This is a genomic window from Tumebacillus avium (assembly GCF_002162355.1).
In the GTDB taxonomy this organism is placed as follows: domain Bacteria; phylum Bacillota; class Bacilli; order Tumebacillales; family Tumebacillaceae; genus Tumebacillus_A; species Tumebacillus_A avium.
The window spans coordinates 415,430-431,274 of record NZ_CP021434.1; the positions used below are offsets into that span (position 1 = coordinate 415,430).

Annotated in this window: 14 protein-coding genes and 1 other annotated feature; of the genes, 5 read left to right on the forward strand and 9 right to left on the reverse strand. The window is 52.8% G+C overall.

Going from position 1 to position 15,845, the window contains the following annotated elements; genetic code table 11:
• Window positions 1-86: 86 nt before the first annotated feature.
• Window positions 87-1,682 (forward strand): M2 family metallopeptidase, encoded by a 1,596-nt coding sequence (locus CBW65_RS02155; RefSeq protein WP_087455387.1) that lies wholly within the window; start codon window positions 87-89, stop codon window positions 1,680-1,682.
• A gap of 135 nt (window positions 1,683-1,817) precedes the next feature.
• On the opposite strand, the gene CBW65_RS02160 is transcribed toward CBW65_RS02155, so the two are convergent.
• From CBW65_RS02160 to CBW65_RS02175, 4 genes are all read right to left on the reverse strand, one after another.
• Complete coding sequence (locus CBW65_RS02160; protein WP_157721722.1) at window positions 1,818-2,996, reverse strand: hypothetical protein; 1,179 nt, start codon at window positions 2,994-2,996, stop codon at window positions 1,818-1,820.
• A 372-nt stretch (window positions 2,997-3,368) separates the two neighbouring features.
• The gene (locus tag CBW65_RS02165; RefSeq protein ID WP_087455389.1) at window positions 3,369-4,511 is read right to left on the reverse strand and encodes a two-component system sensor histidine kinase NtrB; all 1,143 of its coding nucleotides are present in this window, start codon (window positions 4,509-4,511) and stop codon (window positions 3,369-3,371) included.
• A 139-nt stretch (window positions 4,512-4,650) separates the two neighbouring features.
• The gene (argS, locus tag CBW65_RS02170) at window positions 4,651-6,366 is read right to left on the reverse strand and encodes an arginine--tRNA ligase (RefSeq protein WP_087455390.1); all 1,716 of its coding nucleotides are present in this window, start codon (window positions 6,364-6,366) and stop codon (window positions 4,651-4,653) included.
• Window positions 6,367-6,435: 69 nt separating this feature from the next.
• Window positions 6,436-6,662 (reverse strand) — a binding site (T-box leader).
• A 50-nt stretch (window positions 6,663-6,712) separates the two neighbouring features.
• On the reverse strand, window positions 6,713-6,952 hold the full coding sequence (locus CBW65_RS02175; RefSeq protein ID WP_087455391.1) for a YkvA family protein: 240 nt from the start codon (window positions 6,950-6,952) through the stop codon (window positions 6,713-6,715).
• A 52-nt stretch (window positions 6,953-7,004) separates the two neighbouring features.
• Between CBW65_RS02175 and CBW65_RS02180 the strand changes: the two genes are divergently transcribed.
• The gene (locus CBW65_RS02180) at window positions 7,005-7,691 is read left to right on the forward strand and encodes a hypothetical protein (protein ID WP_087455392.1); all 687 of its coding nucleotides are present in this window, start codon (window positions 7,005-7,007) and stop codon (window positions 7,689-7,691) included.
• A gap of 38 nt (window positions 7,692-7,729) precedes the next feature.
• On the opposite strand, the gene CBW65_RS02185 is transcribed toward CBW65_RS02180, so the two are convergent.
• The 3 genes from CBW65_RS02185 to CBW65_RS02195 form a co-directional block, all read right to left on the reverse strand.
• Complete coding sequence (locus CBW65_RS02185; protein ID WP_087455393.1) at window positions 7,730-9,271, reverse strand: fumarate hydratase; 1,542 nt, start codon at window positions 9,269-9,271, stop codon at window positions 7,730-7,732.
• A gap of 148 nt (window positions 9,272-9,419) precedes the next feature.
• Window positions 9,420-10,718, reverse strand: coding sequence for a hypothetical protein (locus CBW65_RS02190; protein ID WP_087455394.1), 1,299 nt, complete (start codon window positions 10,716-10,718; stop codon window positions 9,420-9,422).
• A complete protein-coding gene (locus tag CBW65_RS02195; protein ID WP_087455395.1) occupies window positions 10,685-11,233 on the reverse strand; it encodes an RNA polymerase sigma factor in 549 nt (182 codons plus the stop codon). The genes CBW65_RS02190 and CBW65_RS02195 overlap by 34 nt, the downstream gene beginning before the upstream one ends.
• Window positions 11,234-11,829: 596 nt before the next feature.
• Between CBW65_RS02195 and CBW65_RS24695 the strand changes: the two genes are divergently transcribed.
• From CBW65_RS24695 to CBW65_RS02210, 3 genes are read left to right on the forward strand one after another with little or no spacing between them, the layout of a single operon-like run.
• The gene (locus CBW65_RS24695) at window positions 11,830-12,357 is read left to right on the forward strand and encodes a DUF6431 domain-containing protein (RefSeq protein ID WP_232463427.1); all 528 of its coding nucleotides are present in this window, start codon (window positions 11,830-11,832) and stop codon (window positions 12,355-12,357) included.
• A gap of 44 nt (window positions 12,358-12,401) precedes the next feature.
• Window positions 12,402-13,757 carry a DDE-type integrase/transposase/recombinase gene (locus CBW65_RS02205; protein ID WP_087455396.1) on the forward strand — a complete coding sequence of 452 codons (1,356 nt, stop codon included), beginning with the start codon at window positions 12,402-12,404 and terminating at the stop codon, window positions 13,755-13,757.
• Window positions 13,750-14,550 carry an ExeA family protein gene (locus CBW65_RS02210; RefSeq protein ID WP_087455397.1) on the forward strand — a complete coding sequence of 267 codons (801 nt, stop codon included), beginning with the start codon at window positions 13,750-13,752 and terminating at the stop codon, window positions 14,548-14,550. Before CBW65_RS02205 ends, CBW65_RS02210 begins: the two co-directional genes overlap by 8 nt.
• A 305-nt stretch (window positions 14,551-14,855) precedes the next feature.
• Here CBW65_RS02210 and CBW65_RS02215 read toward each other — a convergent pair whose 3' ends face one another.
• Window positions 14,856-15,185: a hypothetical protein gene (locus tag CBW65_RS02215; RefSeq protein ID WP_087455398.1), complete on the reverse strand. Its 330-nt coding sequence runs from the start codon at window positions 15,183-15,185 to the stop codon at window positions 14,856-14,858.
• A 323-nt stretch (window positions 15,186-15,508) separates the two neighbouring features.
• Window positions 15,509-15,844 carry an Imm8 family immunity protein gene (locus CBW65_RS02220; RefSeq protein ID WP_087455399.1) on the reverse strand — a complete coding sequence of 112 codons (336 nt, stop codon included), beginning with the start codon at window positions 15,842-15,844 and terminating at the stop codon, window positions 15,509-15,511.
• Window position 15,845: the final 1 nt, after the last annotated feature.

Genomic DNA, 15,845 nt, shown 5'->3' on the forward strand with positions numbered 1-15,845 from the left:
CCTTTTTTCCTGAAAATTCCCTGAAAAATCGTGGTACAATAGGATATCACTTCTACAGATTCTAATTATATAGAGGGGGATATACATTGAATACCGAAATGCAAAATTTTCTTGATCGTGTGATTCCGAAATACCGCCAGCTGACGATCGACTCCAACCTCGCGTACTGGGATGCGACAACAAAAGGCGATGCGGATGCCGAAGCACGCTACAGCGCGATCAAAGCGGAACATATGAAGCTGCTCGCCAACCGCGAAGACTTCGCGGAACTGAAAGGTTTGAAAACAAGCGGCGGCGTGACCGACCCGCTGCTCGCCCGTCAGCTCCTCGTGCTGTACAACCAATACGAGCAGCAGCAGATGGACGATGCCGACATCGAGAAGCTCGTCGCGATGGAAACGGAAGTCGAAGGGATCTTCAACACCTTCCGCGCCACGATCGGCGGCGAGAAAAAGTCGGACAACGAAGTCAGCGACATCTTGCGCCAAGAGAACGACAATGCGAAGCGCCAAGAAGCGTGGGAAGGCTCCAAGCAAATCGGCGCGGCTGTCGCTGACAAAGTGCTGGAAGTGGTGCGTTTCCGCAATGGCGTGGCGAAGAAGCTCGGCTATGACAACTTCTACACGATGAACCTGACCCTGCAGGAGCTGGACGAGACCGAACTGTTCAACCTGCTCGGCGATCTGGAGCGCCAGACGTTGGCTCCGTTTGCGGAGATGAAGCAGGAGCTGGATGCGGAACTGTCGCAGCGCTATGGCATCGATCCGTCGCAGATGCGTCCGTGGCATTATTCCGACCCGTTCTTCCAAGAGGTGCCGGTCACGAATGACGTTGATCTGGACAAGTACTTCGAAGGACACGATGTGGTGGCGCTGACCAAGGCGTATTTTGACAGCGTGGGCCTGACCGATATGCAGAAGATCATCGACAACTCCGACCTGTATGAGCGCGAAGGCAAATACCAGCACGCGTACTGCACAAACATCGACCGCGAAGGCGATACCCGGATGCTGTGCAACGTGCGCAACAACGACTACTGGATGTCCACGATGCTGCACGAAGCGGGCCATGCGGTCTATGACTACTACAACGATCCGAGCCTGCCGTACGTGCTGCGCGATGCGGCGCACACGCTGACCACCGAAGCGATCGCGATGCTGTTTGGCCGTCTGACCAAGAATTCGGACTTCCTGATTGAGATCGCAGGCGTGCCGGCAGAAGAGGCCAAAGCGCTGGAAGCGATGTTTGCCAAGCAGTTGACCTATAACATGCTGATCTTCGTGCGCTGGAACCTGGTCATGACGCATTTTGAGCGCGATATGTACAAGAACCCGGATCAAGATCTGAACACGCTGTGGTGGGACTATGTGGAGCGCTTCCAGCTCGTCACCCGTCCGGAAGACCGCCATCTCCCCGATTGGGCGTCGAAGATCCACCTCGCTGTCGTACCGGTCTACTACCAGAACTACATGCTGGGCGAGCTGACCGCTTCGCAGCTGCAAGCTTCCATCCAGCGCGACCTCGGCGTCTCCTCCATCGTCGGCGACACCCGCATCGGCGAGTGGCTGACCACCAAGTTCTTCAAGCCCGGCGCACGCTGGTCCTGGAACGACAAGATCGAAAAAGCGACCGGCGAGAAGCTTACTCCGAACTACTTCGTCACTCAATTTGTACAAGCGTAACAACAAGCGTAGAAAACAAACGTACAATACAAGAAGGTTGGGGATCGCTCCCCAACCTTTTTTGTGTACTTGGAATCAAAAACACGCGATGTGCTTAGTTGCTGACCGTAACGGCCCTCCGAGTTCAAGATTGATTTATGTGTTTGATTCCAAGTTACCTTGCTCAAGGTCGATCCCTGTCTGCACATGGCTTTCAATCAGTTGGCAGATCGCTTGCGCAGCCACCAGCATCTGATAGGCCTGCCCCACATCCACCTTGTCCGGAGCCGCCGCCGTCAGCACTTTCGTCTCCACGACTTTGTCTGCAAAAACGATCTGCGCGTTCGCATCATACAGCTTCGACAGGTACCATGCATAATCGCTGCCCCCGGCTGTTTCCTGCTTCACAAACGCTGTCGTCTTTTCAAAAGCAGCGAGGACTTCGCGTCTTAGTTCTGCCAGTTCGGTAAGCGGGATCTCCTGCTGGTTGCTGGCTTGCGTTCCGACCCGTTCGAGCTGTTCTGCGGTACCATAATCCGCTTGTGCCGACAGATAGAGTTCCAGCGCATAGGCGGTGTGTCCGAGCTTCAATTCCTGCAAGGCGTACTCCGCTTGCGAGACGGCGTTATGCGCAGCGCGGTAGCCTTGATGCACGTCGCCCGGATAAGCGGCGACCTTTTGCTCCGCCTTCGCCTGCAAAGCTGGAATCTCGCGCTCCAGCCAAGCTCCGACTTCGTTTCGCACGTCGCCTGTGCCCGGCTTCGCGGGTTGCGCCTGCTTCAGCAGCAGATCGACCCGGTCCCGCTGGTACTGCAGATTGCCGAGATTCATAAAGGTGGTGAAGATCTGATGCGCATCCTCTTCCTGCAGCGCCTTGTCCCAAGACGCGCGCGTATCCTGCAGCAGACTTCCGCCCAACTGCTTTTCCAAAACGGTCAGCAAGGCGAACGTCGCATAGTCGGAAGCAGACCTGTCCAACTGCTCAACTTGTGTTTTTTGACGGTTGAGGTCCTGTTCCAGTTCTGCCAGCAATGCGGTTGTCTGTTGCTTGGTCTGTTCAGCAGATGCCCGGAAGTCCAGGTACTTCTGCATGCCAAATGCATACGTTTGGGCATTGGTTGCGGTCACGACCGCCTGCGTCAACGCGCCTGCTTCCATTTTTTCATGGGCGGTGGTCAGTTCTTGCTTCATCCGGCCATGAACGTTGGTCAATTCGGTTGGAAAATCAGACTGGTTCAGCGCCGCCGCCATCTTCTCCGCTTGTTGAACCAAGGCGGAAACATAATCGGCCGAGTACAACTCATCGACTGGCAGAGCCGTTGGCTTTTCAGCCAAGATGTCTTCCTTCGTGTCAGTTGGCTGATCAGGTGCCGGCATTTGCTTGTCGGGCACCACCGGTTCCGAGCAACCTGCAGTTCCGATACACAAAGCCGCCAACAAGAACCCCGAAAGCATCATTCGTTTTTGACTCATTCTTCAACTCTCCATTCACGATGAATCAGAAGCATACAATCAATCTATACACTTATTGTATTCACCTTATTAAATAAAATCAAAATGACAGCACCTTGAAATTCAGTAATTTAGAGAAAGAAAGCGAGTATCCTGCCGAACTCTCCAATTTCCTCTTTTTTCTAATTTTTTAGCATTTTTATAAAAAACCATAAAAAAACCTTCCCTGTGACCAGGAAAGGTTTTCTTGTTTCGTTATTTCGGCAGACGTATTGTAATCGTCGTCCCGACGCCTTTTTCCGATTGCACGTCGAGCTGGCCGCGGTGCTCTTTGATGATCTTCGAGGAGACGGTGAGACCAAGCCCCGTGCCTTCCGTTTTGGTGGAGTAGAACGGACTGCCGAGGTTCTGGATCTCTTCGTCGGTCATGCCGATGCCGGTGTCGATCACCTGCAGCATGACATACTTGTCTTCCTCTTCTGTGCGGACGGTCAGCGTTCCGCCGACGTTCATCGCTTCTAACGCATTTTGCATCAGGTTGAGCACGACCTGCTGGATCGCTTCCTTGTGCATCAGCACCGGCGGCAGCTCACTCAGCTCCGTGTTCACTTGGATGTTGCGCAGGATCGCCTGGTTCTGCACCAGCACCAGCACCCGCTCGATCACCGTATCCAGCGAGATCGTCTCGCGGATCACATCGCTTGGCTTGGTCATCAACAGGAAGTCGCGGATGATCTTCTCCATCCGGTCGACCTCCTCGACCATGATTCGCGTATATTCCTTGATCTCGCCTTCCTGCTCCATCGTCTTCAACCGGTGCAAGAGCTGCAGGAACCCTTTGATCGATGTCAGCGGATTGCGAATCTCATGCGCCATCGCAGCGGCCAACTGGCCGACCACGGCGAGTTTCTCCGACTGGATGATCTCGCGCTGGAACTTCTTCTCCTCCGTCACATCGCGGAAACACAAGACGCCACCCACGCGTCCGCCCTCTTCGTCATACAGCTCCGACCATTCAAAATCGCTCAGGATGCGCTCGCCAACTTTCAGCTCGATCGCGCCCCGCTGCATGATCTTGTCCAGCAAATCCTGCGGAAGTTCCGGCTGCAAACGCCCCAGCACTTCCAGCATCGACACGCCTTGCAGTTCCGCTTGCGTCCCTTTCAGCCAGTCGCGTCCCTTTTGGTTGATCTCGACCAGCGTCAGATCAGGCTGGAACAGCAGGATCGCCCGCGGGTCCGCCTCGATCACATAATGGTAGCGGGCCTGGAGCAAAGCCCCTTCCTGCTGCGCCCCGCCCTGTTTTGCAAACGTCCGTGCTCTATTGAAAAAATACGCAGCTGCCATCAAACACACAACCGCAATCGCCCATTGCACACCGGGTATTAAGAAGTCCATCGAATCCCTCCCAGAAGCGGGGAACGTGCTCTCTATAAAGCCCCCGCATTAAAAGACATTCGGCATATTTTACACGAACTCCTTTGTTATTCTAAATTTCGTATACAACGGATGAACGCGGTTTCCATATTTTAAAAGTCTACATTTCCGCCGGCGCTTCCAGCCCCAGCAGACGCAAGCCTTCCTTGAGCACGGTTGCCGTCGCCGCGACCAGTTGCAGGCGTGCCTGTTTCACCGCTTCATCTTCGGCCAGCACGCGGACGTTCGCGTAGAACTTGTTGAACGCCTGGGCGAGGTCGATGATGTACTTGCCAAGCGCCGACGGGTCGAAGTCTTCGCCTGCGCGTTGAATGATGTTCGGGAAGTTCAAGAGCAGCGTGACCACCGCCCACGCTTCCGGACCTTCCAATGCCCCTTCCGGCAAGGTGACGCCGGCGTTTTCCACATAGCCTGCCTTGCGCAGGATCGAGTTGGCGCGCGCATGCGTGTATTGCACGTACGGGCCGGTCTCGCCTTCAAAGGTCAGCATCTCTTCCAGCGAGAAGTTGATGTCGTTCAGGCGGAAGTTCTTCAAGTCGTGGAAGATGATCGCGCCAACGCCAACCTGCTCGGCTACCTTGTTGGCATTTTCCAAAGTCGGGTTCTTCTCGGCGATGACTTTCTTCACGTCATCGATGGCGTTTTGCAGCACTTCGTCGAGCAGGATGACTTTGCCTTTACGGGTCGACATCTTTTTGCCGTCTTTGAGCATCATGCCAAACGGGATGTGGTGCATCTCTTTAGCAAAGTCATAGCCCATCTTCTCCAGCACTTTGAACACTTGTTTGAAGTGCAGACGCTGCTCGCCGCCAACCACATAAAGAGCTTTGGCGAACTGATAGCTGTCCTGGCGGTAGAGCGCCGCTGCCAGGTCACGGGTGGCATACAGCGTCGCGCCGTCCGACTTCTTGATCAGGCACGGCGGCATGTCGTACTCGTCGAGCTTGACGACCATCGCCCCTTCGTCTTCCACGAGCAGGCCTTTTTCCTCCAGCTCTTTGACGACGCGGTCCATCTTGTCGTTGTAGAACGCTTCACCGTGCAGGGAGTCGAATTTGATCCCCATCAGTTCATAGGTCTTGTTAAATTCTTTCAAAGACTCGTCGCGGAACCACTGCCAGAGCTGTGCCGCTTCCTCGTCGCCGTCTTCGAGCTTTTTGAACCATTCGCGGCCTTGATCTTCCAGCTCCGGATGCTCTTTCGCTTCGTCATGAAACTTGACGTAGAGGCGGAGCAGTTCCGGGATCGGGTTCGCGCGCACCGCTTCTTCGCTGCCCCACTTTTTGTAGGCGACGATCAGTTTCCCGAACTGGGTGCCCCAGTCGCCCAAGTGGTTGATGCGCACCGGGTTATAGCCCAGCTTTTCCAATATATTCGCCAGCGCGTTCCCGATGACTGTGGAACGCAAATGTCCCATCGAAAACGGTTTCGCGATGTTTGGCGAAGACAGGTCGATCGTCACGTTTGCACCGCCGCCGAGGGAGCTGTGTCCGTACTGTTCCTTTTGGGTCAGGACCGCTGCGATCACGTCGCCCGCCACCGCCTGCTGGTCGAGGAAGAAGTTGATGTACGCGCCGACCACTTGCACGTTTGCGACCGGCACACCAGCTTCTTTCAGCGCCGGAGCGAGCTGTTCCGCCACTTCAGCCGCGATCACCGGCGGGGCTTTGCGCAGCGTTTTCGCCAGTTGGAAGCATGGGAACGCGAGGTCGCCCATCTTGGGGTCTTTCGGGGTTTCGAGCATTTTAGCTACAGCTTCCAGATCGAGATTGACGATGTTCGCAAGCTGTGTTGCAATCGTATGTTTGTAGGGCATTGATTTCATCCACCTTTATTTATCAGAATAGTCCAAGCAAATAAAAAAGCTCTCGTCTCTTTTCAAGGAAAAAGAGACGAGAGCGTTGCTCCCGCGGTGCCACTCTTGTTGCCCGTGTCCTGCACGAGCCAACTTATGCGTCTGCTGTAACGGGCAGACCCGGCGCGCCCTACGATCGATCACGTTCAGGCGGCGTCTCCGAGGTGCGCTTCTCCACATGCTTCCCTGTCAGGCTTCCACCCTCCCTGACTCGCTGGCGTTCCGCAGATGGATACTCTCCTCATCACTGACCTTATATTTCCTTTTATTATAGCGTCAAGATATGCAACCTGCAACTCGGACGTGTTTAGCCGACGATGCGGTTGCGTTTCATGTAGCGGTTGTATGTCTTGTAAAACAGCGTGCCAGTACCGACCAAGCAGGCAAAATCGTCGGTGTAACCTACGATGAACAGAAAATCAGGGATCAGGTCGATCGGCGAGATCAGATAGACCGCACCGCCAATGATCAGCAGTTTGTCCCGCAGCGGAGTGTACTTGTCCCGAAACATGCCGGATACATTTTGGAAAAAATTAGGTTTGTTCATCTACGCACGCCCTCCTTTTTCTGCTACCATTATAACCAAGAGGAGGGAGTGTATGAAAGACCCTGCAGCTTTTTGGAAATTTTTATTCATGATTGGTCTGTTGGTGGCCGGGTTCTTTATCTTTTTCCCGGCGTTCAGCGAGCACGAAGCAGAAGTGTTCGCCACTGTGCAGAACCTCGGTGAAACCTATCTTGATCAGGACGTGCACAACATCTTAGCCCAACTGCCTCCGGCGCGCTATTATGTGCGGGATGTCAGACTCTCCTACCTGCCTGACGGCACTGTTCGTGATCTCTATGTAGACCTCTTATCACAGCCAAATGCACAAGGCGGGCATGTGAACGCCCAGATTCATCGTTCTAAAGGCTCTAATTTGTACCGGGTCACCTATCGGGACACAAACAACCTGAGCCTAAACAGCGAATTGGATTTTGAAGATCTGTCAAAAGTGTTCACACCCGACGTGATCAAAGGCCTGGCTCCGAAAACGCCTTTTGCCTATATGCAGGTCAACGGTACGCCGCGCTTGACCGACTTGGACCCGCATGGTAAACATCACTACTATACGTTACAAGCGGATTATAAGATGCACCACTTTGAACCCGTATTGTACACAGGGACTGGGTATGCATATGACAAGCAAGCCGGGTATCTCTTTGATGTCTACGTGATGCAGACTTATCGTGACGGCCACGATGGCGGAGTAGGCAAACGCTTTCTGCTTCGACCTTATCAATGAAAAATACCTTCTCCCATTGGGAGAAGGTATTTTTGCTCTTAGAACACTTTCTCTGCAAAATCGGAGAGTTTGTTCAGGGAGTGGGTATCGATGTCGGCATGCAGGGAGTTACCGTGGGAGTCCATGGTGACGATCGCTGCGAAACCTTCGACTTCGAGGTGCCACATCGCTTCCGGCACGCCGAACTCCATCAGGTCGACGCCTTTGACTTTTTTCACGCAGCGCGCGTAGTACTGCGCCGCGCCGCCGATCGCGTTCAGGTAGACCGCGCCGTGCTCCTGCAGGCCTTTCAAGGTCTTCGGACCCATGCCGCCTTTGCCGATGACGGCACGCAGGCCAAACTTCTTGATGATGTCCGCCTGGTACGGCTCCTCGCGGGAGGACGTGGTCGGGCCGGCCGCTTTGACGTGCCATTCGCCGCTGTCATCCTGCAGCATAACCGGGCCGCAGTGGTAGATGACGCCGCCGTTCAGGTCGACCGGGGAGGTGTGCTCCAGCTCAATCATGTATTTGTGGAACGCGTCACGGCCGGTGTGCATCTCACCATTGATGATTACAACATCGCCGACTTTCAGATCGCGCACTTGCTCTTCGGTGATCGGAGCTTGCAGCACGACGGTGCGGGTGCCTTCATCGCCGGTGCCTGCTGCCGCCTCTTTCTTGGACAGGTCGATCGGGTCGACCACTTCTTTGAACTGCCAATCCTTGATCGCGCCCGTATCCGCATCGAGCACGACGCCGAGGCGACGGAACGCCCAACAGTTGTACGCGACAGAGACGTAGAAGGAAGCCGGGAGACGGTTCATCACGCCGACCTTGCAGCCGAGCAGGGACACTTTGCCGCCAAAGCCCATCGTGCCGACGCCGAGGTGGTTCGCCGTCTCCATGATGTAGTCTTCCAGCTTCGCGAGGTCCGGGTTCGGGTTCACATCATCGGTGCGGCGGAACAATTGGTCTTTCGCCAGCGTGTAGCCGGACGTGCGGTCGCCGCCGATGCCGACGCCGATGAAGCCTGCGGAGCAGCCTTGGCCTTGCGCCTGGTACACCGCGTGCAGGATGCACTTGCGGATGCCGTCGAGATCGCGGCCGGCCTTGCCGAGGCCTTCCAGTTCGGTCGGCAGCGCGTATTGGATGTTTTTGTTCTCGCAGCCGCCGCCTTTGAGGATCAGCTGTACTTCGATATCATCTCGTTCCCACTGTTCGAAGTGGATCACCGGAGTGCCCGGGCCGAGGTTGTTGCCGGAGTTCTCACCGGTCAGCGAGTCGACCGAGTTCGGGCGGAGTTTGCCCATCTTGGTCGCCTCGATCATCGCTTCTTTGATCTGCTGCTTCATGATGATCTGATTCGCGCCCACCGGCACGTGAATGTGGAACGTCGGCATGCCGGTATCCTGGCAGATCGGCTGCTCTTCTTCCTGCGCCATGACGATGTTTTCCGCGATCGTGTCCAGCGCCAGCGAGGAACGGTTGCCCAGTTCCTCTTCCAGGCGCGCCTTCATGACCGCTTTGCGGACGTCGGACGGCAGGTTGGTCGAAGTTTCGATGATCAGTTTCAGCATGCTATCTTTGAACTGTTGCATATATCGAGATCCCCTTTATCAGCGGTTATAAATCAGACAACAACTTTATTATAGAAAAGTTCCTCCAATCTTGCATCCCTTTCCCTGCAATTTCCTAGAAAAAACACCCCTTCTGCGTCCGAAGGGGTGTTGACTGTTATTGTTACTGCTACTGCTCTTGCTTCACGGGCAGCTCTTTCACTTCATCGGTCTTGCGGTTGACCATCAGTACCCAGTCGTAGCTGGACTCCGCTTTCAGCTGAATCCAGTCCGGCTGTTCCTTTGCAGCCGTGACGGGGAGTTCGAGCAGACGCCGGTCGGTGTACGGCACGTCCGCTTTCTCCCACAGCTTTTTCGGCGCTTGCCCGTCCAAGCCGACTTGCCACAGCTCCAGCACCCCATAGCGCATCGCGGAGGAAGTGAGCGGCTGATACGGCTCATTTTCCTTGAAGACGGAGATCAGATAGCCGTTGTCGCTGCTGCCCGGCCGGATGATGTGCTGCTCCCCGCCCGTCGCCAGGATCTTGGTTGCTTTCCGCTCCCGGATGTCGTACCGGTACAACGCTTTTTTGTCGGTGTAATGCAGGAAATCGCTGTCGATGCCGTACGTTTGCAGTGCGCCCTCCTCCGAGCGGGCGATTTCCCGCCAGTGCCGCCCTTCGCCGTCCTCGACGAGCAGTTTGATCTCATACCCGTTGTCGATCGCCACCGATTGGTAGTAAGGCATCGCATGGTTAAAATAGCGCTCGTTCGTTTCGAGCAGCAGATCAACCCTCCCGCTCTTCCACTCCACCGACACGATCTGCTGTTTGCGGCTATGCAAGTCGAGCTGGGCGAAAAGCAGTCTCGCCGGCAGCACGTTCCAGTCCAGTGACCACATCACATCGCCGATCGTGTCGATCTTCTGCACCTGCAGGGTACGGTTGTTCACGATGTACAAGTCATCCTGATCATCCGCAACCGCGAAGTTGTTTGACGTGACGTTCAGCGCCGTGTACTCCCCGTTCTCAGCCAGGTACGCAACCTCGTCATCGCTATTGATGTCAAACAGCTTCGTGCGTTTGTCATGCTGGATCGCATACGCCGTGTTGTCGTTGTACACGAAGTCGAGGCCGGTCTCCAGATTCAGATTGGTCACCTCAAAGCCCAGCGACCGGTAATAGTCTGCTTTTTGCTCATACGCGTTCTGCGAGTAGGTGAACGGCGGCGCGACCTCTTTCGGCTTGCCTGCCGTCTGCCACTCGCTGATCTGCACCGGGATCAGCACCGCCAAAGCTGCGACCGCCACTCCGGCAAGGCCGGCCGCAAACGGCTTCCATTTTTCCAGAAACAGCCCGCGCCGTCCCTTCTGCCGGACCGTCTCCCAAGCGGCCGCCCGCTTCTTGGTCAACTCGAAGTCGCCAGGTTCGCTTTTCAAATGCTCAAACGCTTTTTCTAAGCTTTCAGGTAGTCCGACTCGATCTTGCATGCCTTTTCTCCTCCCCGCTCCCAGATTTCCCGCAGTTTGATGATCGCGCGATGGGTCAGCACGCGCACCCTCGACTCCTTGGTATTCATGATGATCGCCGCGTCGGCGACCGAAAAGTCATGTATGTAGCGTAAGACCATCACTTCCCGATAGGCGTCTGACAGCTGGGCCAGTGACGCATGCAGATCGGCGGTGAGGATGCGTTTTTCCCACTCGTCATCCATCGCGTACGCTTCCGCCGCGAGATCCTGCTCATACTGCTCGGCGATCTGTTTGCGCCGGAAGAACTTGCGCCACATCGAGTTGAGCTGGTTGTGGGCGATGGCAAACAGCCAGGTCTTGTAGCCGCACTCCCCTCGAAATTTCTCAAAATTGCGATAGGCTTGGATAAAAATATCTTGAACGAGATCTTCGACCTCTTCTTGCTTCTTCACCGACTGCATCACGAAGCGGTAGACATCCCCGTAGTGCTCGTTGTACAGATCACGGAAGATGCGTTCCGTCTCACCTTTCACGCCTTCGCCCCCTCTCTCTGTCTATTGGTGGTCGCGTCCCGGACTTTCGTTTCACCGGCTAGTAGCCTGTTTTGTAACCTGCCAAAAAAACGACCGCCTGTTCATCAGGCGGTCGTTGACGTAAGAATGAGCCTAAGCACCATACTCTCCCATCCGCTTCATTGATACCGACCCTGTTCACTTAGAGTGCGGAGCTCGGTAATTGACCGAACTTGAAAATATCAAGCGAATTATGGAAATAAGAAGAAAATGTCCAATCTCCCTAAACATTTGACAATCCCCGTAATATTAAAAATTGGCGAAACCCGCGACACTCCTTGAGTTATTGCTTCTGTTCTTGTATTTGCCGTACGCATGGCCGGTTCCTTTGCCCGGGTCTTTGTCTTTCGTAAGCGTAAAACAGCCCCCACTGTTACAGCCGATACTAAATGACCAAAAGCTGACGCTATTGCCTGTCCAAAAATTGACGGATATAATGACCACGTACACATTCAAAAAGGAAAAAGACGACTCTGTATGATGTGCCGCTGCTCTAACAGTTGCACCAGAGTCGTCCCCAAAAAATCACATGATCAGTTTATCAAATTATTGGCTCGATGAAAATAGAGAACGTGGTGTTTTTCGTTAGGAGTGCAGAGCAGCATATCTGCCCTGTTTGTGAGCATGAACTGTTCGTGATCGGTAGCCGGAGTCGCATTGGGCGTAAGCCAACCAGTGAACGGGTCACCTATATCATTCGTCGTTTGCGTTGTAAGGGTTGCGGGAAGATCCATCATGAGTTGCCGGACCTGCTCGTTCCTTATAAACGTTATGAAGCCGAATGCCTTGAAGCAGTCTTGTCTCAGGCGCAGACCCCGGACGTTGCCGCTGATGAATCAACCCTGTACCGCTGGCACATTTGGTTCAAGGCGTGCTGGCAATACTGGGTGAATTGTTTATCAACGATTGCGGCGCGTACAGGAAATCCGGTGGAGCCATTGTCCGTACCTTCACCGTCTGCACTCCAAAGGATCGGACAATACGTTGGACAAGAGGCAGGTTGGCTGGCGAGAGTTGTCCGACCCATCGTTCATTCTCAATTATGGGTACATACCCGTTTCGCCTTCTTGTCCGCGATTCCCTAAGGTATCGTGAATCTACATCCTATTGGAAAGGACTGTAGATTCCTATGAATAGTGAAAAAAGGGCAGAAGAGATCGCCGTCGAACGGATGCAACTGATCTCTCCGCTCTTGGCCGATGGTATTGACCCTGGAAAAGCCAAAGAGCTGAAGAAAGTCATTTGTGAGCAAACCGGCTTATCCGAGCGAACCCTCCGTCGTTACCTATCTGCCTACCGAACCGAAGGTTTCGCCGGACTTCGACCTCAAGGGAAGGGTCAAAGGCAAACAGCCGAAGCAATCACCCCCTATCTCCTGGAGCAAGCCATCCTGCTTCGCCGAGAAGTTCCCAGCCGCAGTGTTGCACAGATCATTCAGATCTTGGAGTGGGAAGGCTTAGCGAAGCCTGGTGAGATCAAGCGCAGCACCTTACAGGGAAAATTGATGGAGCGCGGCTACAGTACTCGCCACATGCGACTATACTCAACCTCTGGCCTTGCGGCCAGACGCTTTCAACACAAACAGCGTAACCAACTGTGGCAAGCTGACATCAAATTCGGGCCGTATCTACCGATTGGTGAAGGCGGAGCCAACAAGCAAGTCTATCTTGTTGCATTCATCGACGATGCAACTCGTTACGTGTTGCATGCGGCTTTTTACCCAACACTCGATCAAACGATTGTGGAAGACTGTTTCCGTTACGCGATTCAAACAAATGGCGTACCTGATTCTGTCTACTTTGATAACGGCAAGCAATTTCGAACCAAAAGTATGACACGCACATGTGCCAAACTTGGCATACGTCTTCGTTTTACGAGACCTTATGCAGCTGAATCCAAAGGGAAAATCGAGCGCTTCAACCGGGTCATAGACAGTTTCCTAACGGAAGCTGCGCTTGAAAAGCCCCAGACACTCGACCAGCTCAATCTGTTGTTCCAAGTTTGGCTCACCGAATGTTACCAGACCAAACCCCATTCCGCACTCGATGACAAATCTAGCCCGCAGGTGGCATTTCGAAGCGACTCGACGCCGCTCCGGCTCGCCGAGGAAACTCTCATTGCGGATGCGTTTTTACACAGCGAAACGAGAAAAGTGGACAAGGCTGGCTGTATTAGTTTTATGGGGAAGAAATACGAGGTCGGGCTTTCTTTCATTGGACAAAAGGTTGAAGTCGTCTACGACCCGCGTGACATCTCGACGATTACAGTTGAGTATGGAAGCCATACACCGTGGCAGGCGAAAGAACTGATCATAGGTGAATGGGCAGGAAAACGCCCCTCTATCCCGTCGACGATTGAACCGCTTACAGTCGAAGGTTCACGGTTACTGGACGCTGCGGAGAAGAAGAATCAAGTCAGGAAAGAACGTCAAACACGCGCCGTCTCATTCCGCAAAATTCGGGAGGAGGCGAACCGAGATGTTTGAGGCGTTTTATGAAATGGCGAGAACCCCTTTTTCTCGTGATATGCCTACTCATGAGCTGTATGCGTCGGATGTTTTGGAAGAAACGCTTGAGAGATTGGAATATACGGCCGAAAGGCAATGGTTCTCCGTTGTGACCGGTGATTGCGGGACTGGTAAAACAACGACCATCCGCCGATTCGCGGATGTGCTCGACACATCGAGATTTAAACTGTTGTACCTATCCGATTCAAAGCTAACGCCACGCCATTTTTACAAGGGATTGCTTGAACAGTTGGGGTGTGAGGCGAAGTTTTATCGAGGGGACAGCAAGAGACAACTGCATCGGGAAATTGAGCTGATGCGGGGGATTCATCGCTTGCAACCAGTCGTGGTAGTCGATGAAGCGCATCTGTTAGACAAAGAAATGTTTGAAGAAGTGCGGTTTCTGCTGAACTTCAAAATGGATGCCCAAAGTCCAATGGCTCTGATCTTGGTCGGACAAAATGAACTGTGGGATCGCCTTCAACTTCAGATGTTTACGGCCATTCGACAAAGGATTGATCTACAGTGCAAACTGATTCACTACGACCGCGCACAGATTGGGGCGTACATAGCTCGTCATCTGGAATATGCGGGCGTTAGCCGTGACATTTTCACGGATGGTGCGGTCGATGAGATCTATCGTTATTCAAGCGGTACGGTTCGATTGGTGAATAAGGCGGCAACACATAGTCTGATCTATGGAGCAGCAAATAAGCATCGAATCATTGACGACCACATGGTGAAACGGGTGATCGCGGGAGAATTGACTTGATTCTCCCGTTTTTTCTTTCCTGTTTAACACCGCTCACGCGGTCATCTTCTCCGTCAATTCTTGGACAGTAGAGACTGTCAAATTACGGACATTATAGGGCAGTAGTAACACCCCACCTTGTCTCACGTTGCGATGGGTGGGGGCCGTTGCAATCATAACATAGAGAAAGCACGAATAGCCTTGGCCTTTTAGATGGTTGGATGGTATAAAGAAAAACCTTGATTGAGTAGCATCCCTCGTTCAAGGTTTCAACGTCTACAAAATTACAATCTCTTCGCAATCAATCCGTACTAACTCGGTATCCATTATGATTGAGGGAACATCTCCAAATATGTTTCGTACCAATCAGGGCGTTGCGCTTTGAGTAAGGAAAGCACCTCTGTCAAAGCAATACCATTTAGATAAGCTAACTTATCATAACTTATCTGCTGTGTAGAAAGCCAAATTTGACCTATCGACTCTCCACAACTTGCCTTAATCATCTCATCACAGTTACTTTCATTTGAAACTTTAATTAATATGTCCACAGTCTCAGCATCTTGGAAGTTCTCTTCTAATTCAATTACTGCGTCATCTTTTTCTGCATCCGATGCTGTCGGGTCTGTTAGTATTTCTAATAACCTTTCCCTCTTCATAGACTTTACTCCCCCAATGGAATATGAGTCCCACACTCCTACCGCCCGTTTCCCCTATAAACGGATTGATGTATGTTCCCTTTTCGTCTATTCTAGCATCGAAACGAGGTTGATTACTCCCTGCACCTAGTCCTTCCCTTGTACTGGCTTCGGGTTAGGGTAAAAATTCAAGCATTAAAGTAAGAACAAACAAAATGGAGAAACCTAACTACGAGTACTACATGGGTATTACCTGTTTGTTGATTGATAAATTCATTCGTCACCCACCACCTCCCAAAAAAGAAACCTTGAGAGGACGAATCCAATCAAGGTTACAACTAATTTCACTCCTCATACTCCCAGTGAAAATATCTTGACAATAATAGTGCCACCTCTCTCCATGAATCCCCCTTGCAGTTATCTAGTAGCCGATTAACCTGAAATTGAATGGCCCCAATGTTGTAATCTTTCATAATAAAGATTCCCCGTCCAATTTCAACATTATTTCCGTCAAGATATAGTTCGAGTCTCTTGGGGCTTATGACACGAAAGGAAAAAGTATCAGCACCTTCCGTGTTATATGGTCCGATATCTATTTGTACATCTACAGCAAAATTTTCGATATCGTCTCCCCAATCCTCGCTAGTAACAGTAAATGAGATTAATTGTGGTTTAATCATT

What these genes read in the sequence shown, in the direction of transcription:
- CBW65_RS02165 (WP_087455389.1), bottom strand. Translation starts at nt 4,511, where the DNA reads ATGGACTTCTTAATACCCGGTGTGCAATGGGCGATTGCGGTTGTGTGT.
- argS (WP_087455390.1), bottom strand. Translation starts at nt 6,366, where the DNA reads ATGCCCTACAAACATACGATTGCAACACAGCTTGCGAACATCGTCAAT.
- CBW65_RS02175 (WP_087455391.1), bottom strand. Translation starts at nt 6,952, where the DNA reads ATGAACAAACCTAATTTTTTCCAAAATGTATCCGGCATGTTTCGGGAC.
- CBW65_RS02180 (WP_087455392.1), top strand. Translation starts at nt 7,005, where the DNA reads ATGAAAGACCCTGCAGCTTTTTGGAAATTTTTATTCATGATTGGTCTG.
- CBW65_RS02185 (WP_087455393.1), bottom strand. Translation starts at nt 9,271, where the DNA reads ATGCAACAGTTCAAAGATAGCATGCTGAAACTGATCATCGAAACTTCG.
- CBW65_RS02190 (WP_087455394.1), bottom strand. Translation starts at nt 10,718, where the DNA reads ATGCAAGATCGAGTCGGACTACCTGAAAGCTTAGAAAAAGCGTTTGAG.
- CBW65_RS24695 (WP_232463427.1), top strand. Translation starts at nt 11,830, where the DNA reads ATGAAAATAGAGAACGTGGTGTTTTTCGTTAGGAGTGCAGAGCAGCAT.
- CBW65_RS02205 (WP_087455396.1), top strand. Translation starts at nt 12,402, where the DNA reads ATGAATAGTGAAAAAAGGGCAGAAGAGATCGCCGTCGAACGGATGCAA.
- CBW65_RS02210 (WP_087455397.1), top strand. Translation starts at nt 13,750, where the DNA reads ATGTTTGAGGCGTTTTATGAAATGGCGAGAACCCCTTTTTCTCGTGAT.
- CBW65_RS02215 (WP_087455398.1), bottom strand. Translation starts at nt 15,185, where the DNA reads ATGAAGAGGGAAAGGTTATTAGAAATACTAACAGACCCGACAGCATCG.
- CBW65_RS02220 (WP_087455399.1), bottom strand. Translation starts at nt 15,844, where the DNA reads ATGATTAAACCACAATTAATCTCATTTACTGTTACTAGCGAGGATTGG.